The following is a 25603-nucleotide window of genomic DNA, read 5'->3' on the forward strand; positions in this document are numbered from 1 at the left end:
ACGGCTTAGTCTTTACTCTTTCGCCGAACCGTCATCGCAGTTTGAACGCGAGGCTTTCGAGCTGCGCTTGGTGCAGCTTTTTTCGCTGCACCCCTAAGGTCGTCCTGTTGCATGTCTAGAACAAGGAACACAACGACAATCTCTTCCACATCAGCCTTGTATCGAGCCCGGAAACCACCGGGCTTTGAGTCCCGTGACGGAATTGCCTTTCGGTCGATGAACTTGCAGTGGTCAGCCGCATTTTGCTCCGCCATCACTTCCAACTCGGCGACGACGGCACTAATTGGGCTGTGGTACGCGTAGGTGAGATGGAAGAACAACTTACACTTCGAGTATTCGAAAAGCTTTTGAAAGTGATGCCTGAGGTCCGCGTTCATGAACTTCGTGGTCGGCGATTGCCTGCAGACCACTGCTTCAACAACCGCGAGCTCGGCGGTAGCTGAACACTCCGACGAAGTCATTATTCAACTCGCTTCGAACGGCGAGTTCCAGTATGTATCTCCCCGCGTAAGACATACCCTTGGATACGAACCCCACGACCTGGTTGGATGCAAAATAGAACGGATGGTCCATCAGGATGACTGGCACCGCCTCAAGCAGGCGATGACAGCTGCGAGCACGGAGCACATGGAGGAGTCTGTCGAATACCGATTACGGCGCGGAGACCAGTCTTTCATATGGGTCCGGAGTTTCATTGCCGCGATGCCCGCCGAACCGACCGACGGACATGCAGCGATGGCGTTTACCGTCAGGGACATTAATACCCGCGTATTGTCCGAACAACGTCGAAACGCGGAAGAAGAGAAGTTGAAGCAGCTGGCCTACGTCGATAGTCTGACCGGGCTTGGGAACAGACGCTTCTTCGATGCCGAGTTCAACTCATATTGTGTACCGGCACCGGGAACTGCGGCAGTTCCGGAGACGGCCGTACTATTTATTGACGTAGATTTTTTTAAGAAATACAACGACAGGTATGGCCATTCGGCCGGCGACGAGTGTCTAAAGACCGTTGGCAAATGCATCAAGGCAGCGATACGGGAAGCCGACCTGCTTGCTCGATATGGCGGCGAAGAGTTCGTTGTCGCGCTCAGTAGCTGTTCATATGCCGAAGCAGTCGAAGCGGCCGAACGGATTCGAGCCAATATTGAGGGACTAGCGGTCGCACACGAAGAAAGTCCTCTTGGCGCTCTTACGCTAAGCATAGGCGTCGCACACATGAGCGAAGCCGACGCTACCAACCCCAGCGAATTGCTGGAGTTAGCTGACTCAGCGTTGTATGACGCAAAACGTCTTGGACGAAACCGGGTTTTTCATCGGCGTACTTTAGAGGCAACTTGACGCGCCGACGCACTCGGCGGCAGGCCGTTAGTGCGCGTAATCAGCTTATGTTGATTAACGAGGAAATGACGCCGGTCCAGAAGTCTAAGATTGCCGCTGACAGCGACAGTATTAACAAACAACCCTATCGTCGCAGATTGAATTCGAGCGCTGGCGGACCGTGACTAAAAGAATGATGCGAGATGCATCAAGTCGCAGTTTAATGCAATGCATCGAGTCCGATGCAATGATATTTTTCGGGCGAAGAGCTAGAGCATAATCTCACGCTGATGCTCTTTTCTCGAAGGATTACGACGATGCCGACCACAGAGACGGATGGTCCAAGCTCAATGCAGGTGGTCTATTCGACCATCGGGGGCGACGAAATTCGCAGAGTGCTTGAACGAGATTTCGGAATCGGAACAATCGATGCTTGCACGTTGTTGCAGTCGGGCTTTAACGACATCTACGACGTTGCTCTGACAGACGGTCGGCGCTGCGCCGCCCGGTTGAGTTCTCGCCTGGAAAGAGGTGTGCCGAATGTCGACTACGAGACGGCTTTGCTCCAGCATCTGAAACGCGCCGGAGCGGCGGTCGCCGCTCCCTGGATAGCCAAAGATGGGGCACACAGTATAGAGGTCGCCGCGCCCGAAGGGCCGCGTTCTTTGGTAGTCTTCGATTTTCTTTCGGGCAAACCGCCGGGAAATGAGCCAATTGACATTGCGGCGATGGGCGCTGAGCTGGCGCGTATTCACGTGCTGTCCCGAGACTATGCGGGGCCCGAGAGCAACTACCGGCTTGATTTTGACCATCTCCTGCGCCGCCCGCTAGCCCGTCTGTTGGCGCTTAGGGATTTGAGCGAAGACGTTCGCGACCTGTTGAATTCGATTGCGCAAAGCCTTGAAGCACGAATAGCGACGCTCACCAACCTCACACGTGTTGCGTGCCATGGCGATTGCCATGGAGGAAACACGCTGATGAGCGAGGGCCCCGGTGGGGCGCGCGTAGCCTCGTTCTTCGACTTCGACGACGGTGGCCCTGGCTACGTTGCCTACGACCTTGCTGTCTATCTCTGGAGCAATTTGCTCGGACGGCAACTCGCCAAACCGGACGAAAAGGTTGAGGCCAACTGGGGGCATTTTGTGGATGGCTATTGCAGCGTTGAGCCGGTCACTTCGACCGACTTCCAGGCAATCACGACGTTCGTCGCAATCCGGCATTTCTGGCTGATGGGTGAGTACGCGAGCCGTCTGAATCGAATGGGCCTGAGGGTATTCCGCGGTCCATGGTTTCGCAAGAACTTTGAGCTCGTCAAAGAATGGCAATGCCTTACAACTCCGGGTGCCTAAAGCCCTCGCCATTCTCGATAACCTTTTCTGCGTAACCCATTGATGTCGCGGAAGGGACACCACCTCGACGAAGCAGTCCCGTTGACGTCAAACCATGTTGATTTCCCGAGGACCTTGGCAATCACAGCCTTCACAGCCGGGGCTGCCATCGGATGGTCTAAGAATCATCGTGCAGCGAATGCAGGTGCCGAACTTTGTCAAACAGCCACTGAAATAGCGAATGACCTTTTTCCTGCTCGATTGAGGTCTGGGTCGTCAACTTACCCAGCGCGTCCTGCCGGTAGGCTAGTTGCTGACATAGCTGCTTTGCGACCTCCGGATGGTCTTTGAGAACGCCGTCATGTCGTCCTTGCCTAGCTGATACAGCACGGAAGGCGTGAGCGTCGAAATCGACACGTGCATCGGTAGCCCCCGGCCACGATTGCGGCCAGAAATACCACGGCCCCGAACACGTCCGAGAATAGCCGTTGCCTTCGCCAGGCGCTTGGCAACAGCAGTGTGTCCAGTGAGAGAGTCAGCAGACGAGCGCCCATCAACCACCAGATTATCTCGAGCACCTGCCCTAACCAGTGCAACCGGGCCGCGCTCTCGGGACTCGTTTGGGTGATTGGGCTTAGACCGGAGGAGAAAAGCACCCAGCTCAGCGCAGAAAAAAATGCCAGTCGGATGAAGAGCCGTACGAGCTCATTTGCAGGCATACGGAAGCGCCATACGATGACGTCTAAAACGACGATGCCGAATCCGAGAATCAACGGGTATTCCACAGGCGCTCCTCCTTCCTATCAGGCGACTGTAAGAGGATACGCATCTGAACGCGGAGGGTCGTCGCCCTCTCATTGCATCCATACCTTGCTTGGGAACTTAAGAGGGCTTCGGTGGGAAGCGTGCGCAGTTAATGATATGTCACGAGGGAAAGGGAAATGGCTAGGACATCGATTTCAAGTGCGAGCAACTGTGCGATGCGACTCGACACCGTCCCGTCGCGAGCTATGAACCTACCAAGACACTCGAGCCTGATTGCGGACAACGGGCTGACAGGTGGTCGAGCCGTCTCGGCTCGCGTCAGGTGAATGGACCATATCGTTAAGTGCTGCCGTCAATGGCTCGAGAAAAATGGGCCGAAGATGGACTGGCGGGACAGGGCCCGTATCGGCCAGCTCGCCCTCAAGATTGCCAGTAAGGACGAAGTGATTCGCAGACCTGCGAAAAGGCAGTGTCCTCTTGCCCCGACCTGCCCACAATGTTAATCCGCCTTCATGACGTGCTGCAGGGCGACCACGGGGATGCAAGTCTTGCCTTTTCAAGGCAGTGAATCGCCCCCGCCTTGACTTCCCCTGCAAAAACACTATCACTGACCTGTGCTGCATTCGGACGGGTGACATGCTATCTGCGCAAAGTCGACGAGCAAGTCCATCTGTGCCCCTCCGTGCCGCACAGTACATACGTATGTCGACCGACCGACAGGAATACTCCCCGGTTTTTCAAAGACAGGCTATTGCAGACTATGCAGTAGCTCATCACTTTCGTATTGTGCGCGAATACGAAGATGCCGGCATTAGTGGCTTGACCCTCCGGGAGCGGCCGGCCCTCATGCAGTTGTTATTGGACGTTGATAATCCAAAGCGCAAATTTACCACCGTGCTTGTGTACGACGTCAGCCGGTGGGGCCGATTTCAAGATGTCGACGAGGCCGCGTTTTATGAATATGCCTGTCGGCGCGCTGGGGTCAATGTAGTTTACGTTGCGGAGCCCTTTGATAACGACGGAAGCCCGGCGACATCAGTGTTAAAGGCGTTGAAACGAGCCATGGCTGCGGAGTTTAGTCGTGAAATGTCCCGCAAGGTTTTCCTGGGACACTGTCTCAATGTTCAGCGCGGATTCCATGCGGGCGGCCCGCCCGGGTACGGATTACGTCGCATCCTTCTTGACTCAGACCACCGCATCAAGCAGTCGCTCGACCGCTACGAATACAAAAGCGTTCAAACCGACCGCGTCATCATCGCGCCGGCACCCGACGGCGAAGCCGCGTTGATTCGAAAAATTTACGAATGGTACGCAACGGAAACGATTACCGGGACCGCGATAGCAAGGCGCCTCAATGATTTCGGCATTAGCAACGGTTTCGGACGGCCGTGGCAAGGTCAAAACATCCTGAACATCCTCCGCAACGAGGCATACATTGGCACCAACGTCTATAGCCGCACCACTTCGAAATTGACCAATCCGTGGGAGCGGGTTCCACACCAGGACTGGATTCGTGTGCACGGAGCGTTTGAGCCTGTGGTCGACAAACGCATCTTCACTGTCGTTCAACAGAAAATGGAGCGAGGCCGGCGGAGGCCAACGAGAGACGAGATTGCAGACGGTCTGCACAAAGTCATAAAAAGAGCCGGCAAACTCAGTCAGGCTACTTTGAGGCACTACCGAAGCGCACCTTCCGTTGAGCAGGTCATGCGCGAATTTGGGAGCCTAAACGAGGCATACAAGGCGATAGGCTACACACCGAACCTCGACCCCGCTCGCTCCGAAAACCGTTCTATCGAGCGTTGCATGGAAAAGCGGGTCGTTGATGTCACCATTGAAATGCTGGAAGGTCGCGGCCATGACGTGCGGTACGCAAAGCACACAGATACTCTTTGTCTCGACGGCTGTTTGAGATTGAAGCTTGTTGTTCGCAGCCCATGGCTTATCGGTGGACACGTGCCTTACTGGGTTGCGCGTTGGCCTGACTGTTTCCCGGTAGATTTCCTTGTCTATGGGCGCATCGAGCGCGCAGACGCAGAACTGCTCGACTTTCACATATTTCCACGTGGGAGCCTTATTCCGGGCGCATACACCGTGGTCCACCGGCACGGCCAATCGCACTTCAAGGCATACCAGCATCCGGATTTGAGATATCTGCTTGAAATCGCCCAGGACAGTCCGCTGGCAGTGTTGGCGCCCCCGACATCTCGATGGAGTTCGAAGTGACGCCCCCAAGTCGTCAACTGAGCTCATCGAGAGCAGAGCCTAACGACCAACAACAGATGCGCAAGCATGGTAGCCGCGAAGGACGCGCGACGCCGGAAACCAAGGCGAAAGAGGTTCTGAAGGTTGAATGCGCACGGCAGCGGACTGCAATCAGCCGCATGGATGGAACGCGCGGGGAGGCGGCGTTGACTGCAAATGTCTTGAGGGAACTGCTTGCGGACCCGGCGTTCGTGGCGCTTTTGCGGGCAGAAGGATTCACCTCGATACCGGAGCTCGTTCGTCAACGTCTCATGGAGCGACCTAGATGACGCATGCTCGGGCTGCCAGGTTCGTACGTCGCTCGACTGAGGAGCGAGCCGGTGGCGAAAGGCCACCTGACATTTGCGAGCGAGCGTTTGCTCTGGTTATCGGGCAAACGCTCCCGAAGAGGACAGTCGCTGCGCTCGCGAGGATGGTCCCGGCGCGTCAGATTTCAGCGACCCGGACTATGGTAGCGGTAGACAATCTGAGCGGAGATTTCGCTCGGGCGCTGTTGGCAGCGACGACCTCCACTGGGAGAGCCGATGATGCACGCGGGCGACAGTCTCACGCAGATTGCGCGGCTCGGCTGGCCAAGATGGAGCAAGGGCTTCTTCAAATGCGGCGAGACTGCGCAGAACTGCGGTCGCACTACGACGACGACTTGATTTATCTAGCGCTTGCAGCCAGTTTTGTCCGCAAGTGGATGCGGAATGAGGTCGTCGCCAGCTGGCTTCACTTGCACCATCCGAAGTTCGCCATCGTACTGGATGCCTTGGTCACGGCGGCGGACGTCGCAATTGAGCCCGGACGCCCGATGAAACTTCCTTATGCTCCGACTGCAAGCGCCGCGGGCGCTCGCAAAAGAAACCGAGGCAAACGTGCGGCACCTGGTATCAAAGCCAGCTAGAACCACCGAGTAGCGACAAGCTGGTTTAGACAGTGCTGATATATGGCCCTCGCGGTTTCCGACCTGAAATCAAGCCGCAAATTTTCGGCGAACAATGTGATGACCATGTCAGGTGTGAATGCGGGTAATTGTGCCGCCTCCAACACTTGTGCTACCTCAAGAGCCCGGCTCGAAAGCATGACTCGCTGCATAACGTCAGCGCCGGCGCCGTTGCGGCGCATCCACAAAGTGGTGGACTCAACGACGTGGTCGGGCGAAAGCCAGTCACCTGTCAATTGCCTCGCCAGCAGGTGCCCCGAAACAAGGTAGGCGAGCAGTTCGGCGCGGGCCCGAAGGTCCATATTGAGCAGATTGTTCACTTTGTAACACCAGCAGCAATCGAGTCCCGTGCTGGCAGTCAGGCAGCCAGTCGGTGCTCGTAGTATGGACGGTCCCTGTCATCAAGTATCGCGTACATTGTCGCCAAGTCGGATGCGTCCGGGTTGAGCCAAGCGTCTATGTTCTCCGGCTTGATAGGAATAATGCACCGGTCATGACCCGCGGCGGCGACCTCAGGTGGCGGCTCGTCCGTAATGGCCGCAAATGAGAGCAAGTCTGGCTCGCCGGGTGCACTCCATCGAGACCAAAGGCAAGCGACATGCATCAACTCGCCGTTGCTCGGGCGAAACTCCAGAACCACATTCTCGTCTCGCTCGTGAGTCTCGAGTAACGTCCCCTCCATCCTGGCCTTGCTGACATTCTCGTAAAAAACGTCGACAAGCATCACACCGTGGGTGTACCCGAACAGCGGTTTCCAGAAGCCCTTTAGGCTATCTCTTCGGGCGTTGTACGTTCCTGGATACTTTGCATCGAAAAAAGCCGGTGTGCCGGCAATGCGGCACTGATAACGCATCGGCTTCACAACGCGCCGACCGCCTTCGATGACCATCACGGATGCGTAGTGGCCGGGGAAAATGCGCGAGTCACGCGGCTGAGGCTCGGTGCGCTGGATGTCGTCAAGCTTGCCGCGCGTCCATAGAATTTTATCGTTGGCGATTCGCTGGCTTTCGGTGGCAGCTTTCGTTACCTTTGTCTGCAGTGACCGTTCGGCGTCCGCTAGCCGCTTACGCTGCTTAAACAGGTCCTGTTCAAGTTTGGTCACTTGGCCAGCATTGAAACGGTCGATGAGTGCTTTGATTTCGCGCTCGGCGTCAGTCTGCGGCTCGGCAAAAGAGTCTTCAATCGCCTTCGGTATCTTTGCCTTGCTAACGCCTTCCGCGCGCTCAAAAAACAAGCGCGCGAACTCGTCGATGTCCATCACGGCGCCGAATGTGCGCACGAATTTCCGATAGTCAGCCTGTATTTGAGCCGAGTAGCACATAAATGCCTCCGTTCCTGTTGTGGAGGAGAAGGTTGTCACCGTTGCCAGCGTGCAGCCGTCCTCTCATTGCAGATTTTTGAACAGCTGCCCGCGCAAGGTTGATGCTATCTGCTCAAGGATATCGGGCAAGAGGACTTGTGCGTCAAGCGGTCCTACGACGGAGTACCCCGAGCCTGCATCGCCGTCGATGATGACGACTGCAGCGCAACGCGCACCCGTCGTCTGCCTGACGTAAGCGCAGGCTTTATCGAACTGACCCGCTGCTTCACCGCCCGCCACAACCCTGGCGCCCGCATTGTCTGTCATCGCAACCCTCCGAGACGTAAGTAACTCACGACCATTCTATGCTGACAGGCTCATGTCCAGAGCATGGAAGCCAGTTCCGCAAATTTTCCCGTAGGCGGATGGAAACAATGCTAGCAGTACAAGACCGCCGTGGGCTCAAATCTGCGGGGCAAACCGGCCAATGCGTGCCGCTGGCATTGAACTACCTTGTTGCCGCGTGATAAAGGGGGAAGCTGCCGTCAGCAGAAGTTTCTGCTCGCAGTAATCAAACCGCCGAGCAGATACGACATGTCAACGAGCCGCTGCGCGACCAGATGCCGAACCTCGCCCTGGCATTGCCAGGTTCCGTACACGGCAAGCAACGACGCTCCAAGGGCCTCCTTCCTTTGTTTTTCAAAAAGGCTTGGCCAAATGATGACATTCACGTTCCCCGTCTCATCTTCCAGCGTCACGAACAAGACGCCTTTTGCGGTGCCCGGCCGCTGTCGCACCGTAACAAGTCCACAGCCTCGCGCGAGTCGTCCATCACGGTATGTGCGCAAAGTTGACGCTGGCATCAGGCGGTTTGCTAGCAACTGCGGCCGCAGCAATTCAAGCGGATGTCGACCGAGCGTTAGACCGACGGACCGATAGTCGGACACGATGTCATGGGCCTCCGTCGGCGCACCAAGCTCGGGTGTCTCGTCGTCAACTGAGGCAACTGCAAGCATATCTTTATCCGGCACAGCGGCAACAGACTGCCAGAGCGCTTCGCGACGATTGCCGGCAAGCGACGCCAACGCGTTGGCATCGGCTAGAACGTGAAGGTCCTTTCGGTCCAATTGCGCCCTGCGAGCAAGGTCCTTCACAGTTTCGAAGGGTCGAACTGCCCGGGCATTCTCGATACGCCCGGCAGCGCCATCTTTCATGCCTCGGAGTAACGATAGGCCGAGACGCACTGCCGGTCGCTCCGCAGAAGGGATTGTCGCCAGCACTGAGTGCCAACCGCTAACAGTCACATCGACAGGAAGCACTTTGACGCCATGGCGCTGGGCATCCTGGACGAGCTGTGATGGAGAGTAAAACCCCATTGGTTGCGAGTTGAGCATGGCAGCAAGAAATGCCTCTGGCTCGTGGCACTTCAGCCAGCTGCTTGCATATACCAGCAACGCGAAGCTTGCCGCATGACTCTCCGGGAAGCCGTACTCGCCGAACCCTTTGATTTGCTCAAAGATGCCTTCAGCGAAGCCCTGGTCGTAGCCGCGTTCGAGCATCCCGTTAACGATACGGTCATAATATTTCTCAAGCCCACCTTTACGTTTCCACGCGGCCATCGCGCGCCTCAACTGGTCGGCCTCGCCGGCGGTAAACCCTGCAGCCAGGATAGCCACTTGCATGACCTGTTCCTGAAAAATTGGTACGCCGAGCGTACGGCCGAGTGCCGTCTTTAGAGCATCGCTAGGATACGTCACCGGCTCGAAGCCCTGGCGGCGCTGCAAGTAAGGATGGACGGCGCCGCCTTGGATTGGACCTGGCCGCACGATGGCGACTTCAATGACGAGGTCATAGAAGGTACGCGGCTGCATTCGTGGCAGCATGCTCATCTGGGCGCGGGATTCAATCTGAAACACACCGACAGTGTCGGCGGCGGAAATCATGTCATATGTCGCCGGGTCTTCAGACGGAATGTCCTGCATCTCGAACCGCTCGCCGCGCTGCTCCGACACGATGTCGAGAGCCCGACGTATTGCCGACAGCATGCCCAAAGCAAGAACGTCGATTTTTAGAAGCCCAAGCGCCTCGAGGTCGTCCTTGTCCCATTCGATGACGGACCGGTCCGCCATGGCCGCATTCTCGACAGGGACAAGCCGTGTGAGCTTCCCGCGACTGATAACAAAACCGCCAGAGTGCTGCGACAGGTGACGCGGAAAGCCAAGGAGCTGGGACGCGAGTCGCGCCCACGCCTGTATAAGCGGCTTCTCCGGGTCGAGTCCCGATTCAGCGAAGCGCTTCAGGAGGTCCTGGCTCGTGTCGAACCAGTGATGGCTCTTTGCCACCTGGTCGACAATCTGCGGGTCGACGCCAAGCGCCTTGCCGGTTTCACGCAGCGCGCCCCGAGGCCGGTAGGTTGAAACCGCTGCGGCGATTGCTGCGCGGTCGCGGCCGTACTTGCGATAGATGTACTGGATGACTTCTTCGCGTCGCTGATGCTCGAAATCCACATCGATGTCTGGCGGCTCACCGCGCTCTTTTGAGATGAAGCGCTCGAACAACATACTACCGCGTGCCGGGTCGACCTCTGTGATGCCGAGGCAGTAACACACTGCGGAGTTGGCGGCAGAGCCGCGGCCCTGACACAGGATGTGCTGGCTGCGTGCGAAGCGAACAATGTCGTATACCGTGAGAAAGTACGGCTCATATTTCAACTCCGCTATCAGCTCCAGTTCGTGCTCAATCTGTTCCTGTACCTTGTGCGGAATACCCGAGGGGAAACGTCGCTGCGCGCCGATGTAGGTCTCCTGCCGCAGATACGCGGCAGGAGCGAAACCGGCGGGCACCAGTTCGTCCGGGTACTCATAGCGCAACTCGTCAAGCGAGAACGTGCAACGGCTCGCGATGTCCACGGTCGCCGCCAGCGCATCATCGGGATAGAGATTCGCGAGTCGCAATCTGGAACGCAGATGCTGCTCAGCGTTAGGCGCGAGGTCATAACCGCACTCGTGCACGGGCCTGCCGACGCGGATAGCGGTCATTGTGTCTTGCAGCGGCTTCCGCGAACGCACATGCATTACCACGTTGCCCAGTGCAACCACCGGCACATCCAGATTGCGGGCAACAAACTCCACTGCGCCTCGATGAATATCGTCCATTGCGCGCTGGTGTAGTACGAGGCCTGCCCAGGCTCTTCCCGTGAACGTGTCATCAAGCCACTCGAGCTGTGCCGCCAGCGGGTCCTCTTTCGCCGGGAAGTCGGGGACAAGTATGGCAAGGCAGTCCGGCATGCCGAGCAGATGTCGATACTCCTTGTCAGGCCGCGACAGGTCCTGAGGCGTGAGCCGATATTCGCCTTTTGGCGCACGCGTTCGAGCAAGCGTAATCAGTTCAGAGAGGTTGCCGTAACCCTCGCGGTTTTTAGCTAGGAGAATCAGCCCGAACGCTGGGGACCCGTCAGCTTTGACCAAGCGAAAGTACGAACCAACTATAAACGGCAGCTTTGCTTCCTTTGCAGCGACATGCGCACGCACAACGCCGGCGAGCGAGCACTCGTCAGTGACTGCAAGGGCTGAGTACCCTAGCTGCGCCGCTCGCTCAGAGAGCTCTTCCGAGTGGGAAGCACCGTGCAAGAACGTGAAATTTGAAAAGCAGAACAGCTCTGCGTAGTCCGGCAGCGTGGAAAACGTGGAATCCATGACGGTCATCCAAACAGGCCATGAAGGAACCAACGCTGGTCTTCTTCTGCGTCGCGACTGCTTATGCGTTCACGATAAATCCAGTAGCAGCTCTGGTCCTCCGCCTGCGCGACAAAATAATCCCGCGTGACCAACTCCCCATCAAACCAACCGCTTTCGATGCGTTCGCCTGGCGATACCATGCGGAGCGGTGAGCCATAAAACGGACGGTGCTGGCGCGTCAATAAGCGGACCGGGTTGTCCAGCATCCAGGTCGGTCTTGGAAGGCCGAGCGGAAGTGCTTCCTGCTTCGACTTGAGTGTCACCGGCACCCAACGGTTTGCGACCTCCGGGCGATGGTCGGCAGTCGGTGCGGGGCGAAGAACGTTGTCCTCTCCGAGCCGCGCAACAAGTAACTCGAGAAGCCGCGCATGGTCTTCCTTCGAACCTCCCGGCTCCGGGAATAGCGTGTCAGATGCCGGCGCTGCGGATTCCACTCTGGAGGCATCGAGTCGCAGCGCGATGACGGGTGCAGCCAGCTCAATGCGATGCAGCCGCTCCTTGAGCAGCCTGACCAGATGCTCCTCTTTCCACGTCGGCTCGCCCAACGCAATTTCAATCACCGCCGGTTCGATGGCGTCGCGCCCACGTTCATGCTCGAGCAGCAGCTTAATCGCCGTGACCGCCAACTGCTTGGCGCAAAGCCAGCCGCACAATTGCACGATGAGTCGATGCGCACCGAACACCGCACCGTCGGCATGCTCGAGGCGGTCCGGCATTTCAATGCGTGCGGAAAAAGTGGGCGGCAGTTCGAGCCAGTCAAACAGCTCGGGAGCCGTGCCGAACGCGCGGTCGAGCGAATCAAGCAGATGTTCGCCACATCGCCGCTGCAGGCCAGCGCGTGGCAGGCGTCTTACGTCGGCAATGGTTTCGCATCCGAGTCCGGAGAACCAGTCTCCGAACGGACGAACCTCAGGAACGGCCATCATCGGCAAAGCGGCCAGCCGTTGCTCAAGCGATGCCAGCTTGAGCACGCGCCGGTTCCCGAACTTTGCGAGCAGCCAGCCACCCTGGCCGGTGGGTGCAGCGCTGATGCGTGCGGTAAGTCCGAGCGTCCCAAGGACCGCTTTCGCTTCCCTGCACAATGCAAGCAGTCCGCCGAAAAGTCGCAGACTCGCGCCGACCTCAACCACGACGGTCGCTTCGTCAAGCAAGGCGACCTCAGGTGAAAAGCGCATCAGGGCGATGCCCACCTCGCGCTGTGCTGCTGCCTCCCTGGCGACATCGCGCTCATGCATCTCCGTTTCCGGCGACAGTGTCAGCACTCCGCCGCGCTTCATACCGAGGCGGACGCCGGCTGCACGAGCCGCGCTGTCGGTAATGACCACTTTGTCTTTCTCCAGGACTGCACTTCCGTGCGCGGGCTCAGATGACCACTTCGGTCGGAACACCTCGAGCGGCAACTTCGGCAAGTGGACGGCGAGAAAGACGCGCATGTCGGGAAAGCAATACAGGAGTGGGTTGAAGGGGAATCGACAGTGGCTCTGCGCGCGCTGGCCCTCGTCGTTTCACAATGTCGACGGTTAGACCGTCGGCGGATGGTCTTAAAGCGAGCCGCAAAAGCGCGGGCGATGAGTCCTGTGCCGCTGCCAGGGGCCTGACCATCACGAAAAGTGTTTCGGATGACTGCGCCGCCAGATGCAAGCGCCGCAGCGATGAGGCCTGCGCGTATTGCGCCCAGAAGATGAGCGCACCGCAACTGCCTGCCCGCAGAATCTGCTCAGCCGACCAAAGCGCATCTGCGGTCTTCTGCGCTTTCACCCGCAAGACCTGGTCAATGGGAAGTCCGATGTAACTGAGTCCAAGTCCGTCCGGGGTGTGCGGCGGCTGCACAAACGCCACAGGGCGATTGCCCGAGCCACTGAGCGCCGGGCGCAACAGTCGCAATTCACCAACCCCGGCCTGCTGCACCATCAGGTCGATGAGCGCACCGACCGGCCAGCCCCCGCCGGGAAGCTCGGCCGACAGCGCGGGATAGCCGGTCTCAACGACCCGCCCACGGCCACGGGCGAGCTGGGACGCACGCCACAAGGACGGGTGTATCTCTTCGGCCGTGACGGTAGCGCTGGACATGTGGCAACAAAAAACCTGTATATTTATACAGTATCGTACACGCAAATTCGTAGGCGTGAACTGTCACTTTTATTTGAGGTAAGGGGGCTGCGCGGCATCCGTCGCTCGGCTTCATACCCTGCTTCCGTGTTCAGAGGAGGTCCATCATGAGAGCAGATGAATGGGTTCGGGAGGCCGAACGCGAATCGAAACTTGTGGATGCCTTGTACAAGGCACGTAGTCTGATTTCGATGCACAACGGCATGACCGTGCGGTGCGACGGCGAGGAATGGCCGCTCGATTTCGGCCAGGAGCTGAAGATGATTGACGCCACATTGAAGATGGCCGGCGTCGAGACTCAACGCCTTAAGCAGTAGCTGCTTGCCGAGTCGCGCGAACTCGGGCAATCATCGAGAAGAATCGGTTCAGAGGTCCTTCGAGGTCAACAGATGCAAACTGAGAAATACCGTGGATACACGCTGTGGGGTCATGCCATCTTGCAGCAGGAAGGAATCCCACAGCCGGCGAAATTCGCAGGAAGCGCCACGGTCACCCGCGACACCAAGGTCGTCGAGGTATCCGGGGTACTCGGCGCTTACGATACTGACGAAGAAGCAGAGCTGGTAGGCCTTTCGTGGTGTCGGGCGTGGGTAGATAGCCACGGCTAGCGCGCAGGCTGCTGCTGCGACTGTTGCGTACTGAACAGCTGTAGCCTTGGTATCAAGAAGTTTCATCAAATTTGATACTTCTCAAGACTGTGAAACTCGTGTCAGTTGGCGGCACCGCCATCGGACTGCCGTAGAACGCACTGGCACGAAACATTGTCAGTTGTAGCTTAGCTCTTATCTGACGGTAAGCTCGCTGGCAACGAGTTTTTTACAGCAGTCGAGCGAATCCGAATCACTCTATCAGCCGACCAGCCGCCGATAAGCGCTGAGGTGCCGAACGAGGCCTTGTTTGTCACCGCGAATCTCACTTAGGCGAGCGAGGTTGAAGTGAGCATCGGCATGCGTCGGGTCAATTTCTATGCATCGCTGGTAGGCCGCCTCTGCCGGGTCATAGCGCTTCAGTTCCTCGAGGACGACTGCCCGGTTGAAGTGAAGTAACGCGTCGTCGGGAAAGTGCTCTAGCGCGCCATCGAAAATGGACAACGCTTCTTCGCATCGTGTTTCCGCTTCGCACAGCAACACGCCCAGGTTGGTGTATGCGTCGTAGTGCGGAGATGGCGACAGCTCGAGCACTTTCCGGTAGGCCTGCTCCGCGCCGACCGCGTCAGTCTCGCTAAGCTGCTCGGCAAGTGCAAACCATTCGTCTGCCTGCTCTTCCCGATTCGCAAGGTTTCGCGGCGCAGAGTCGAGGAACGCGACATCGCCGCGAAGTGGCGCGACCTCGAAATCAAGCAGATGCTGCCCCGAGGCTGCGTCCCATTGCGCCTGTCCTGACCTGACAGCGACAGTCTCGCCGACAGATGTGATTCGTATTCCAGACAGCGGAAGCTCGTCAGGGAGTTCGGCTTTCAGCTTGGCCAGCGCCTTCAGAATTTTCCGCGAAGAAACTTTCGCTGATTGCAATTGAAATGCGGTGCGAAGGACCACGACATCCTGGAAAGAGAACCGGAGTTCGTTCCGCCGGCCGCGCGAGGGATGAACAAATCCCGCGTCAATTAGCCCGGATAGAACTCTGCGCGAGACGCCCAGTAGCGACTGGAGGCTTCGCAACGAATAGTCGTGCGACAGATTTCTTCTGTTCACTTGCGAACTCTAACCTTTGCCGGCGGCGCTTCTTTCACGTCGGCTCTCGGTGCGGCTCGTTTGACAGGCCGCCGTGGTTTGGCTGATAGCGCTTGGACGTCGTCATCGGGCGAAGCCTTCTTCGGAGCAGTTGTCTTTGCGGCCGTTTTGGCAGGAGCGGCCCGTTTTGTCTTGTTGGCGCTTAGACTTGCACGCAGCGCTTCCATCAGGTCAATCACTTGGCCGCCAGATTCCTCTGCAGGTCCCTCCGGTGACACAATCTGTTTGCCGGCAATTTTCTGGTCGATGGCTTCGAGAATCCGCTTCTTTTCTTCGTCTTCATACGCCGTCGGGTCGTATGCATCTTCCGAAACCTGGTCAATGATTTGAAGCGCGAGCTTCAGTTCCGTGGCGCTGACCGTCACCGGCTCAATATGCAAATCGCTCAGCGCCCGTACCTCGTCGGCAAACAGTAGCTGCTGGAAGACCATCCCGTCCTCCGCTGGCCTTATCTGAACGATTCGGGTCTTTCCCTTGTACGACCATTTGGCCAGCGCGCAGCGTTCACTTTCTCGCATGGCCTGTTGCAGCAGGCTGTAGGGTTTGCCGCCGCGCTTGTCGGGAGCGATGAAGTACGCCTTGTCGTAGTACAGCGGGTCCACCGACTTTTCCGGAACAAAGGAAACAATCTCGACTACGTGGCTCGCACCTTCTTCAAGCGCCTTCAGTTCGTCAGGGGCGAATACGACAAACTGCCCCTTTTCGAATTCGTAGCCCTTCTTCATGTCGGCGCGGGCGACAACGGCACCGGTAGCCTCGGATATGTACTGCTGCTTGACCCGGCCGCCTTCCGGCGTCAGGAGATTGAAGCCAACGCCGGCAGCGCTGTCCGTAGCCGAATATAGCTTTACCGGTATGGAAACCAGACCGAAGGATAGCGTCAGCGATGCAATGGAACGCGCTGCCATATGATTCTCCTGATAGCGGCTCGTGGGTGTCGCCGCAGCTGACTAGAAACCATCCCTTCGAGAGGTCCAACCTTCGCCACCCGAAGCACGCCGTGTGCCTACGGACCGCCGCCTCGGTCCATGCAAATTTTCTAGGCTGCGTGTCTACGTTCGTAGCCAGTCGCTACCGCACGAGATACGTCATCCCAAACGTTTTATGGCTGACGCCAGCGACTGTTTTGTCGACCAGTATGCTTCCCAAGGGTCCTGCGTTTGAAAGCTAAGATACTCTCTCGCCGTCTGCACCGTCCAGTGCGCGCCACTTTTAAGTTCGGACAGTTGCCCCCATGAAATCGGCATGGAAACCCCCATGCCGGGCCGCGCGCGGGCAGAAAACGCGGTGGCGGTCGTCTGCCCCTTTCCGTTGCGCAGATAGTCAACATACACCTTGCCGATTCTGTTGGCTGCCCCCGACGTCGCTGAAAAGCGGTCCGGGATAGTTTTCGCCATGTGCCGGACAAACGTCTGTGAGAAGGCCTTCACAGATTTGTAGTCAAGTCTCGGCGTAAGCGGCACGACGACATGGAGGCCCTTGCCGCCGCTCGTTTTCAACCAGGCTTGCAAATCCAGCTCCGTGAGCAACGCATGGACAAGGACGGCCGCCTCCTGAATGTGCTTCCACTTCACGCCTTCGCCCGGGTCAAGGTCAAAGATGACCCTGTCGGGCTGGTCGATTCGCAGCACCGTCGAATTCCAGGTGTGAAACTCAACGACGTTCATCTGGGCGGCTGACATCAGCGCATCCAGGGTGTCGATGGTCAACAGAGGCGGGTGATTCAGCCACAAGCCACGGTCGTGTTCCTTGAGGCCGGGCATGCCTGTCTTTTCCGCGTGCTTTTGGAAAAACAGTTCGCCGGAGATGCCTGTTGGTGCGCGGACCATCGCAAGCGGCCGGGCCGCCAGGTGGGGCAGTATCCATTGGGCAACGCTTTCGTAGTACCGGACCAGGTCGAGCTTGGTCACGCCGCTCGACGGGTCCACGATGCGCTCCGGGTGAGTGATTTTGACCTGGGAGACGGGCGCAGGTGCTAGCGCTACGCCGGACTCTCGAACGACGTGTCGCGCAGGTTTATCAACGCGCAATCCTTTGAACGACGCCTGGCGCACCACACCTTCCGCGGTCCACTCGGCGAACTCAACTTCTGCAACGAGCTCAGGGCGGACCCAGCGCTCGCTGCCGGCCGCACGCCTTGACCAGCGGCTCGGCTTGGACACAGCGACATCAAACGGGGTGGTGTCGACTTCGAGCGGTGTCAGGCGGGTCCACAGGTCGCGGCCAGTGCGGGCATCCCAGCCAGTGCCTACGCTGCCAGCATCATGAAGCTTATTACCTATGTAGTGGCCGAGCAACAAGCTGCCAACCTCGCCGTCCTTGCCGCCTCGAGCCGTAAAGCCACAGACGACCAGTTCCTGCCGTAGCCGGCACTTTGCCTTCAGCCAGGTTTGTGTTCTTCCCGACTCGTATTTCGCGTCCCGGCGTTTTAACATCAAGCCTTCAAGACCCAGCCCTGCAGCGGCCTCGAATATCTGGGCGACCGGAGCGTCGAAATCCTGACTGAACCGTATGCGGTCGTCCTCGTTCTTCAGCAGTTGAGAAAGCAATGAGCGCCTCGACCACAGTGGGACGTTCCTGAGGTCCTTTCCGTCGAAAAAAGGCAGGTCGAACAAGAAATAGATGATTTCCTGATTGCCAGCACCGTCAATAGCATTTTGAAGAGCGCCGAAATCGGGCAAGCCCTCCTTGAGCACGACGATTTCACCATCGAGCCATCCGGCGGAGACATGGAGCTGCTCGACCGCCATCGCCAGACCATTGAGCTTCTTCGTCCAGTCGTGGCCGCCGCTCGTGAAAAGGCGTGCGCGCCCTTTGTCAACGCGTGCGAGGATTCTGTACCCGTCCAGCTTCGATTCAATTATCCAGTCGCCGCCCGTCGGGAGTGATGACGCGAGCGTCGCGCGCTGTGGTTCGAGTTTGGCTGGAAGCGGAGCGTCTAATGCAGCAGTGAGGTCCATCTCAACCACACTACCGCGCACCGGTCGTACGATTTTCGGTTCGCGTTCTTCAACAAGTCCGAGGGGCTTGGTGATGACGCTGTCGGGAAGCGCCCTGATGACATCGTATTTCGCCAGTGCTCGCGCCCACTCGTCGCGCTTCTTGAACAGCATCCACTGGTCTTGCTTGTCTTCAGGCTTTGAAATCCTGACCAGTTCCCACAAACCAGCCAGCTTTTCGCCATGGAGCCGGAAGACCAGCTTGCCTGCCATCATCGCCATTCGCGGGTCACCGACCGGCTCCCATGTCCCTCGGTCCCACACTATGACGATGCCGGCGCCGTAATGCTTCTTTGGAATCGTACCTTCGAACGTTGCGTACTCCAGCGGATGGTCCTCCACGTGGACCGCAATCCTCTTTTCCTTCGGGTCGTAGGAGAGCCCTTTGGGTAATGCCCACGAAACCAACACGCCGTCGAGTTCGAGCCGGAAATCGTAGTGGAGCCGGCTTGCCCAGTGCTTCTGCACGACGAAACCCAGATGTGCGAGACCGACGGATGCGTACGCAGCCGACGGCGCGGGTTCGGGCGTGACCCGGAAGTCCCGCATTTTCCTGTAGCGGGAAAGAGGTGGAGATGTCGGGTCGCGCGCTGAGACCATGAATGTAGTCAAGGAGGAGCTGTCGTCCGGCCGCATTGCGAACGACATGGTTGAAAAGGAGTTCTTAGAGCACCATGATGCAGGAAGGTAGCGGCCAACAGTTGAACTGCCGAACATCCATTTCGTCTCGAAAGCAGAACCGGCATTGACTGCAGCGGCACTGAGGTTGGCTCGCGGCAGGACCACGCCGCTTCACTATGTCGGCAATTAATCCGCCGGCCGACGGGCGCAGCGAGAGCCTAAGCACCGCCGGCGCGTCATGCGCGATGGCCAATAGCCGCACCATGACGAACAGTGTTCGAACGACTGTGCGGCAAGGTGCAAGCGCCTAATGTGACGACGATTGCACTAATCGCGCCCAGAAATCAATGCTCCGCAGCTTCCAGTTCCGAAAAATTGTTCATTGTCACCGTTGCACCGGTAGCGGTACTGCGATGGCTGCCGGAGCGTAGGCTGCTTGAATAATCGGGAGACGACCATGAGGCTTGCTGGAAAGACCCCCTTTATATCCGACGGCAGTCGCGGCATCAGACTCCTGCGGCAAAGAAATCAAACCTTCGAAGCGATGAGTGCGCTATTCCCTGGTCATGTTTGGACTGCTTACCCTGACGGCTCGCCCGAATATCTCACCCAGAGCATCCGTGAATACACGGGAATCCAGATAAGTAACAATTACGCTAATTATGACGACGTCATCCACCCCGACGACGTCGCAGCAAACGAACATTACTGGGAGGCGCCGTCGGCAGGCCGGGACCCCGACGAACTCGAACTCCGGATTCGCCACGCAGACGGCACCTACCGATGGTTCCTGTGCCGGAGGCGGGCCGTCCGAGGTATGAACGGCGCGCTTGTTCGTTGGGTGTGTCTGAACTGGGACATTCACGACCGCAAGATTGCGGAGTCGCGTCTTCGGAGCGAAGGGCAAAACTACAAAACGAAAGAGGTCGTCCATGAGCGTGAAGCGCAACTCGACTGGCTCATCGACGCAGTGCCAGGCTTCATATGGACCACTGATGCGGCGGGTTCAATAGAGTATGTGAGCAAACAAGCTGAAGCCTACACCGGCAGAAGCCTGCATGAACTGACCAACAACGGCTGGTTTGACCTCGTTCATCCGGATGACTACGCGACAGTTACTGAAACATGGGACCAGTCGGTGAAAAGCGGGACGACGTACGATACGGTACATCGCCTACGCGCCGCTGACGGGACCTATCGATGGTTCCAGTGCAGGGCGAATGCAATGCGTAACGCCCGAGGCGACATTACCAACTGGTACGGCCTTCTCACCGACATTCACGAGCGCAAAATTGCGGAAGAACGATTGAGACGCGAGGAGTTATATCTTCGCAGACTCGTAGATGCAATGCCTGCCATGATTTGGCGCGCCACCCCAGGCGGGGAAATCGACCGATGGAATCGCCGCATGCTTTCGTTCATCGGAAAGACCGGGGAGGAAATCGACGGAAAGACCTTACTCAGTCTCGTTGCCCCTGACGAGCGGGAGCGTGTCCACAGACATTGGCAGCAATGCGTTCTCGAGGGCTTATCTTACCAGGACACTTATCAGTTTGCGGGAGCTGACGGGAAACTACACTGGTATCTCGTCCGCGGTGAACCCTTCCGCGATGAGACGGGTGAAATCCTTCACTGGTATGGCGTGTGCACGGACATTGACGACCTGAAAGAAACAGAAGTCGCGCTCCAGCAGCGCGAGCACCAGCTGCGGGAGATTACCGAAACAATCCCAGCGATGATTTGGTGTACCGATGCTGACGGGCAACCGACCTACTTCAACCGGAGAATGATAGAAGACGTCGGCGTGAACATATCGGAAACTCGTGACTTCGGGTATAAAAAGATGATTCACCCAGATGACTGGGAGAGGGTCATTCAAAAATGGACACACGATGTTCAGACTGGTGAACACCACATCAATGTCTTCCGTATGTGCCATATGCATCGCGAGGACGCGCAATACCGCTGGTATCAGGTACGCGCCGAAGCGATGCGCGATGCGGACGGCAACATCGTTCAATGGTACGGACTGAACATCGACATCGACGAACAAAAATGTGCTGAAGACAGCTTGCGAAAAGTACAAACCCAGCTCGCGCGCGCGACCCAGATTGCAACGGTCGCTGAACTATCGGCGTCGATAGCGCACGAGCTCAATCAACCACTTACGTCCGTTATCGCCAATGCTCACGCAAGTCGGCGCTGGCTTGCGGCCAACCCGCCAAATCTCGATGAGGCGCGCACTTCCGTGGAAGCCATACTCCGAGACGGGCATGCCGCCGACGAAACGATGCAGAGCATCCGTACCCTGTTCAAACGAGAGACCCTCAAGAAGGCCCAATGCCGTATTCCTGACATGGTCCGGGACGCAGTGAGATTATTGAAAGAAGACCCTAGTATGCGAGTCGCCGCCATAACGCTGGAATTTCCTGACAATCTTCCAGACATGGACGTCGACCGGATACAAATTCAGCAGGTCCTTATCAACCTGATGTCGAACGCTATTGAAGCCACAGAAAATACCGGCCGCAAACCAAAAGTCGGCATCACCGGCGGTGTCGTAAATGAGCTGGTGGTTACAATCGAAATTTCTGACAACGGAGAGGGTATCGCTGAGCTCGATACTCTTTTCCAGCCGTTTGTCACCTCAAAGGCAAAAGGCATGGGTATAGGTCTGGCAATTTCACGCTCAATTGTCGAAGCTCATGACGGTACACTGACAGCCAGGAACAACCTCGACCAAGGTGCGACGTTTTCTCTAACGCTACCAATTTTTTCCCTTGCTAGTGAACCACAAACTGTAGCCCCCAGAGCTTAAGCAACATCAGGCGCGAGGCGAATAAAAAACGATAACGTCCCGCCCTGGATGACCAAAGTGGAAATGATAAGCGCGAAGGAGGTGAAGACAGTCAGGTCAGGCGCGGGGAAATGATTGGGTACCGCGAGTGCGGCCACGAGACTGACGACTCCGCGTATACCCGCCCACACGAGAATCACAGACTCGCGAAGCGACCAGGCCCGAACTACATTCGTCTTCTTGAGCAGTTGCCCTGGAACGTACATCGCGACGCCGACCCACACCGGTCGCGGCATTGTGAACTTGTTCAATAACCGCGGGGAGCTGGGCTTGCTTGCGCAGTCCGAGGACGCATACCGCGCGCTCGCACTACTGCAAAAGCACCCTAGAATCGACCCGACGAGAGTCGTGCTCATGGGCTTCTCCCGCGGAGGCAAAGCCGCGCTTTACGCTAGTTTGAAGCGATGGCAGCGCATGCATGGTCCGGCTACGAATGCAGAATTCGCGGGGTATATAGCCTTCTACCCCGGTTGTGACGTCACCTTCCGGGACGAGACCGATATCACCACCGAACCCGTCCGCATCTTCTACGGAGGTGCCGACGATTTATTGCCAGTCGCTGCATGCCGCGCCTACGTCGAAAGATTGAAGGCAAGCGGCAAGAACGTACAACTCACTGAGTACCCAGGGGCACAACACCTGTTCGACTCCCGTTCGTTCAGGCAACCGACGAAGCTTCAGCAGGCGCCAACGACAAGGAACTGTCAGTTGGTGGAAGCGGAGAACGGACAAATCATGAATGCCAAAACGAAACAACCGTTCGCCCTCAGTGACCCCTGCGTCGAATACGGCCCGACCGTAGCCTTTGACGACGAAGCCACAAGGGCGGCGAGGCAAGCCGTCAACGACTTTGTGATGAGCATCCTCAAACCTGAACGGCCCCCTTCGTAAGCAGGGCACTCCCGGAGTCTCAGCGAAGGCATGTCCGCAGTGCTTCTCGACGAGCTTGAGGTACCCGGGATACAGGCACCATTTGCTCATCCTGACAACTTTGAGCGCCTGCCGACCGTGTGAGTAGTCGCAAGCAGCGGCAGTTGCAAGACGCGCTTCCCATCATCCATTTCGGCCACTGCGCAGTACGTCAAGCTCTCTGTCTACCGCGTCATTCTCACGACGTTGGACGGGCCGTGCCCTGGGGACGCTGAAAAGCGGTATGTCGACCGACCACCCTTTTGGGCTTCATCTATCGTTGACGTTTTTGAATCCGTCAATGTCGAGGTACAGCAGGCCGGTTCGCCGTAAATCTTCCGCAGAGGGAGTTGCCAGCGCGTCAATGGCAGCAAGCAACCGGCGGCGATTCGGAAGGCCAGTCAGCGGGTCGTGCGCGGCCTCCCGGTCGAGCGCTGTGGAATAGGAATGAATTTTCGCAAACGCGCGTCGCTCGATGAATAGTGTGGTCGCTCGATGAATAGTGTGTAGACCAGCAAACAGCACACCAGAATTGCAACAACTACCAGCGCAGCTGTGCCGTACATCAGCCGGACGTGCGCATCGCGAGTCGCGACCCGGCGCTTTTCTAGCCAGTCATTCAACAACTGGCCGAGGTCGCCGCGAAGGCCATCCATGTACCGCTTACCTTCGCCGGTCTCCACGAGTGCGATGGCCGCAACGCCGTCGCTTGTGCGAGTGGGTTGCGGCGTACTTCAGTTCGTAATACACGCCATTGCCTCTGCGCGTGGCGGAATATGCTCGCCCTCACCGCAGGTGACCTCGAAGGTGTCCGGTCCTGTCATGAACGACCGAGTAATCGCGGACGTCTCGACGATTTCACCGGGTGTGTGAATTCTCAGTTATACCTTGGCTCTCTATCGACCCGGACATTCCAGCGTCAGCGTGCATCGGCAAATTGAGCTTGGCTACCTCCCTCAGTTACCGAAGCTGACGTCATTGCGCGCCCGATGCAGCCGTATCTGATGCACCTTTAGCGTGCGGGTCATTCTGTGGCATGCGGGTCGGCTCCTTTGAGCCCTTCGAGTTGGAAGTCGTGCCGGTCGTCCCGCCAGCGTTCGGCGTACTCATACCAGCGCCCGCCTGTCCGCCGCCACTACCGCCGCCACCGGCCCCCCCACCGCCGGCGCCTCCCGCGCCTTGTGCTAACGCGGTAGCAGACAAGGCGAGAAGTACAGCAGAACAAACCGCAGCTTTCCTTATTGCTTTCATGATTATCTCCCTGATGTGATGAATTGACCTCGCCGGCAACCAGACGCAGACGTCGTGGCGCAGGACAACTCCAATGCGCAACCGGTATGCCCGGCGTGTCCCGACCCGGCAATGTGAATGGAGGCGTTGTGCTCGAAGGAAGTGGCACCCGGTTGCCAAGCGAGGGGCGCGGACCCGCAGCGGCTGTATGGAATGGCGCTCACCTTCGTTCGCGGAATGCATCTTGCTCGCGACGAGCGATTCCAATCAACCGAACGGCGATGAAAGTCTGAGAGAACGTATAGAGCCGGTTGTTGACCTCAGTGACATCCGCGAGGGCCGGCCAAACGATTGGCCGCCGCACATCCCGCCAAGGTCAGCCTTCGCCATCTTGTCGGCACGCGATTCTCTTCAGACTGTCGCATCGAACAGTCATCTCAAAAAATCGATGCGCCCGATTGATGTCGTTTTGGCTGCCACTGATTCAGTGACTTTGCTGTTGTTGCGTGTCTGGTCCGAGGCACATAGACTTCCTGAGCGGCTTATTAACCGCCAGACGATGCCCAGTCCGGGCGCGTCACCCCCGTTTGTTTCGTTCCGGCGCAGTTCGTTTAATCCGAACGAACCATCCGGGCAATCTGCCGGAGAGACAGTTGCCTTGCGACACTGCTCACTGAGAAGCAGTCCCAACGCGGACAACCGAAGAGGCAACGGGGGGGATAAATTCTGCGCGAACGGCATCGCCCACTTTCAGGCTGTCGAGCGATAACGTCGGGGCAACATCGAACTCCTGTGTCTGAGTCGGGCCGCGCAGTGTGACCTCCCGGTTCTTACGGTCGATTTTTAGCACCGTTGCCACGAACTCTACGCTTCGGGTAGAACTGACTTCTCCATCCGACGCTGGCTGCATGACTTCCGTTTCGATTCGCTCGCGGATGCCACTCGATGCCACCTTGTCCATACGAGTCAGTATTGCGTTTCTATACGCAATATTGACCGTATCGCCGATTTGTAACGTCTTTACGTCGGCGATATCCGGGCTGATTTCAAACACGACCATCTCCCCGCCCGCGTCGCGCAAGGTCACGCTGTTGTGCGAGGGGGCTATCCCGGCGACGCGTGCCTGGATGTGTCGAAAGGCTTTTACACCGGCTGCGTGTCCTGTGCGAGGACCTGGTGCTTGGGCACCAGCCGATTGAACTACCAGCACGCCGACCGAGAAAGCAACAGCAACGACGTGTAAGCGGGCAGCGCCTGTTCTGGTTCCATGCATTTCTGGCTCCCCAAAAAAACGTCCAACGATACAAAACTCGCCAGACCGTCACAATCATAAACATAAACTGGACCGTGGCCCTCTGCTTGCACCGCAAACGCGAGGGGAACCCATTTTCCCTGCCTTCGGGGTGTCGTTGTTCGTCAACAGAGATATCTGCTAGCAGCACACAGCCGCACAGAACATTGCAATGGCTGGCCCGCACTAACGCGGTCACCCAGCGTTAGGACAGTAG

At 57.7% G+C, this 25603-nt stretch carries 22 protein-coding genes; 8 read left to right on the forward strand and 14 right to left on the reverse strand.

All coding sequences use genetic code 11. The features are described 5' to 3' along the window. Positions 1–5: 5 nt before the first annotated feature. Positions 6–377 (reverse strand): hypothetical protein, encoded by a 372-nt coding sequence (locus ACQKRQ_RS09385; protein WP_427476531.1) that lies wholly within the window; start codon positions 375–377, stop codon positions 6–8. On the opposite strand from ACQKRQ_RS09385, the gene ACQKRQ_RS09390 reads away from it, so the two are divergent. The 4 genes from ACQKRQ_RS09390 (at position 376) to ACQKRQ_RS09405 (ending at position 5944) form a co-directional block, all read left to right on the forward strand. Further along, complete coding sequence (locus ACQKRQ_RS09390) at positions 376–1338, forward strand: diguanylate cyclase (protein WP_427476532.1); 963 nt, start codon at positions 376–378, stop codon at positions 1336–1338. The two genes, ACQKRQ_RS09385 and ACQKRQ_RS09390, sit on opposite strands and share 2 nt — an antisense overlap. Positions 1339–1634: 296 nt before the next feature. After that, positions 1635–2666 carry a phosphotransferase enzyme family protein gene (locus ACQKRQ_RS09395; protein WP_427476534.1) on the forward strand — a complete coding sequence of 344 codons (1032 nt, stop codon included), beginning with the start codon at positions 1635–1637 and terminating at the stop codon, positions 2664–2666. A 1380-nt stretch (positions 2667–4046) separates the two neighbouring features. Then, the gene (locus ACQKRQ_RS09400) at positions 4047–5636 is read left to right on the forward strand and encodes a recombinase family protein (RefSeq protein ID WP_427476536.1); all 1590 of its coding nucleotides are present in this window, start codon (positions 4047–4049) and stop codon (positions 5634–5636) included. Next, positions 5621–5944, forward strand: coding sequence for a hypothetical protein (locus ACQKRQ_RS09405; protein ID WP_427476538.1), 324 nt, complete (start codon positions 5621–5623; stop codon positions 5942–5944). Before ACQKRQ_RS09400 ends, ACQKRQ_RS09405 begins: the two co-directional genes overlap by 16 nt. 616 nt (positions 5945–6560) lie before the next feature. On the opposite strand, the gene ACQKRQ_RS09410 is transcribed toward ACQKRQ_RS09405, so the two are convergent. The 6 genes from ACQKRQ_RS09410 to imuA form a co-directional block, all read right to left on the reverse strand. Beyond that, positions 6561–6923: a hypothetical protein gene (locus ACQKRQ_RS09410; protein WP_427476540.1), complete on the reverse strand. Its 363-nt coding sequence runs from the start codon at positions 6921–6923 to the stop codon at positions 6561–6563. 38 nt (positions 6924–6961) lie between these two features. Further along, on the reverse strand, positions 6962–7924 hold the full coding sequence (locus ACQKRQ_RS09415) for an SOS response-associated peptidase family protein (protein WP_427477156.1): 963 nt from the start codon (positions 7922–7924) through the stop codon (positions 6962–6964). Positions 7925–7987: 63 nt separating this feature from the next. Beyond that, positions 7988–8230 carry a hypothetical protein gene (locus tag ACQKRQ_RS09420; protein WP_427476542.1) on the reverse strand — a complete coding sequence of 81 codons (243 nt, stop codon included), beginning with the start codon at positions 8228–8230 and terminating at the stop codon, positions 7988–7990. Positions 8231–8448: 218 nt separating this feature from the next. Continuing rightward, positions 8449–11598: an error-prone DNA polymerase gene (locus tag ACQKRQ_RS09425; protein WP_427476543.1), complete on the reverse strand. Its 3150-nt coding sequence runs from the start codon at positions 11596–11598 to the stop codon at positions 8449–8451. A 5-nt stretch (positions 11599–11603) separates the two neighbouring features. Next, the gene (locus tag ACQKRQ_RS09430) at positions 11604–13073 is read right to left on the reverse strand and encodes a Y-family DNA polymerase (protein WP_427476545.1); all 1470 of its coding nucleotides are present in this window, start codon (positions 13071–13073) and stop codon (positions 11604–11606) included. Then, entirely contained in the window at positions 13003–13710 is a 708-nt protein-coding gene (gene imuA / locus ACQKRQ_RS09435; protein WP_408376762.1) for a translesion DNA synthesis-associated protein ImuA, read from the reverse strand. The genes ACQKRQ_RS09430 and imuA overlap by 71 nt, the downstream gene beginning before the upstream one ends. 146 nt (positions 13711–13856) lie before the next feature. Here imuA and ACQKRQ_RS09440 point away from each other — a divergent pair, with 146 nt between their 5' ends. Then, on the forward strand, positions 13857–14066 hold the full coding sequence (locus ACQKRQ_RS09440) for a hypothetical protein (RefSeq protein WP_408284315.1): 210 nt from the start codon (positions 13857–13859) through the stop codon (positions 14064–14066). 72 nt (positions 14067–14138) lie between these two features. After that, positions 14139–14357: a hypothetical protein gene (locus tag ACQKRQ_RS09445; RefSeq protein WP_427476548.1), complete on the forward strand. Its 219-nt coding sequence runs from the start codon at positions 14139–14141 to the stop codon at positions 14355–14357. Between the two features lie 240 nt (positions 14358–14597). On the opposite strand, the gene ACQKRQ_RS09450 is transcribed toward ACQKRQ_RS09445, so the two are convergent. The 3 genes from ACQKRQ_RS09450 to ligD all read right to left on the reverse strand — a co-directional run bounded on the left by ACQKRQ_RS09450 (position 14598) and on the right by ligD (position 19078). Next, a complete protein-coding gene (locus ACQKRQ_RS09450; RefSeq protein WP_427476549.1) occupies positions 14598–15440 on the reverse strand; it encodes a tetratricopeptide repeat protein in 843 nt (280 codons plus the stop codon). Further along, the gene (locus ACQKRQ_RS09455) at positions 15437–16387 is read right to left on the reverse strand and encodes a Ku protein (protein WP_427476551.1); all 951 of its coding nucleotides are present in this window, start codon (positions 16385–16387) and stop codon (positions 15437–15439) included. The genes ACQKRQ_RS09450 and ACQKRQ_RS09455 overlap by 4 nt, the downstream gene beginning before the upstream one ends. 180 nt (positions 16388–16567) lie before the next feature. Further along, on the reverse strand, positions 16568–19078 hold the full coding sequence (gene ligD, locus ACQKRQ_RS09460; RefSeq protein ID WP_427477158.1) for a DNA ligase D: 2511 nt from the start codon (positions 19076–19078) through the stop codon (positions 16568–16570). Between the two features lie 478 nt (positions 19079–19556). On the opposite strand from ligD, the gene ACQKRQ_RS09465 reads away from it, so the two are divergent. Beyond that, positions 19557–21917, forward strand: a complete 2361-nt coding sequence (locus ACQKRQ_RS09465) for a PAS domain-containing sensor histidine kinase (protein WP_427476553.1) — start codon at positions 19557–19559, stop codon at positions 21915–21917. On the opposite strand, the gene ACQKRQ_RS09470 is transcribed toward ACQKRQ_RS09465, so the two are convergent. Then, complete coding sequence (locus ACQKRQ_RS09470) at positions 21914–22312, reverse strand: cation:proton antiporter (RefSeq protein ID WP_427476555.1); 399 nt, start codon at positions 22310–22312, stop codon at positions 21914–21916. The two genes, ACQKRQ_RS09465 and ACQKRQ_RS09470, sit on opposite strands and share 4 nt — an antisense overlap. Here ACQKRQ_RS09470 and ACQKRQ_RS09475 point away from each other — a divergent pair. Next, complete coding sequence (locus ACQKRQ_RS09475) at positions 22194–22847, forward strand: dienelactone hydrolase family protein (protein ID WP_427476557.1); 654 nt, start codon at positions 22194–22196, stop codon at positions 22845–22847. The two genes, ACQKRQ_RS09470 and ACQKRQ_RS09475, sit on opposite strands and share 119 nt — an antisense overlap. A 288-nt stretch (positions 22848–23135) precedes the next feature. On the opposite strand, the gene ACQKRQ_RS09480 is transcribed toward ACQKRQ_RS09475, so the two are convergent. From ACQKRQ_RS09480 to ACQKRQ_RS09490, 3 genes are all read right to left on the reverse strand, one after another. Continuing rightward, the gene (locus tag ACQKRQ_RS09480) at positions 23136–23243 is read right to left on the reverse strand and encodes a hypothetical protein (RefSeq protein ID WP_427477160.1); all 108 of its coding nucleotides are present in this window, start codon (positions 23241–23243) and stop codon (positions 23136–23138) included. A gap of 23 nt (positions 23244–23266) precedes the next feature. After that, a complete protein-coding gene (locus ACQKRQ_RS09485) occupies positions 23267–23521 on the reverse strand; it encodes a hypothetical protein (protein ID WP_427477181.1) in 255 nt (84 codons plus the stop codon). Between the two features lie 1244 nt (positions 23522–24765). After that, positions 24766–25368 carry a copper-binding protein gene (locus tag ACQKRQ_RS09490; protein WP_427476559.1) on the reverse strand — a complete coding sequence of 201 codons (603 nt, stop codon included), beginning with the start codon at positions 25366–25368 and terminating at the stop codon, positions 24766–24768. Between the last annotated feature and the right edge of the window lie 235 nt (positions 25369–25603).

The organism is Paraburkholderia sp. NPDC080076, assembly GCF_050281145.1.
GTDB lineage: Bacteria > Pseudomonadota > Gammaproteobacteria > Burkholderiales > Burkholderiaceae > Paraburkholderia.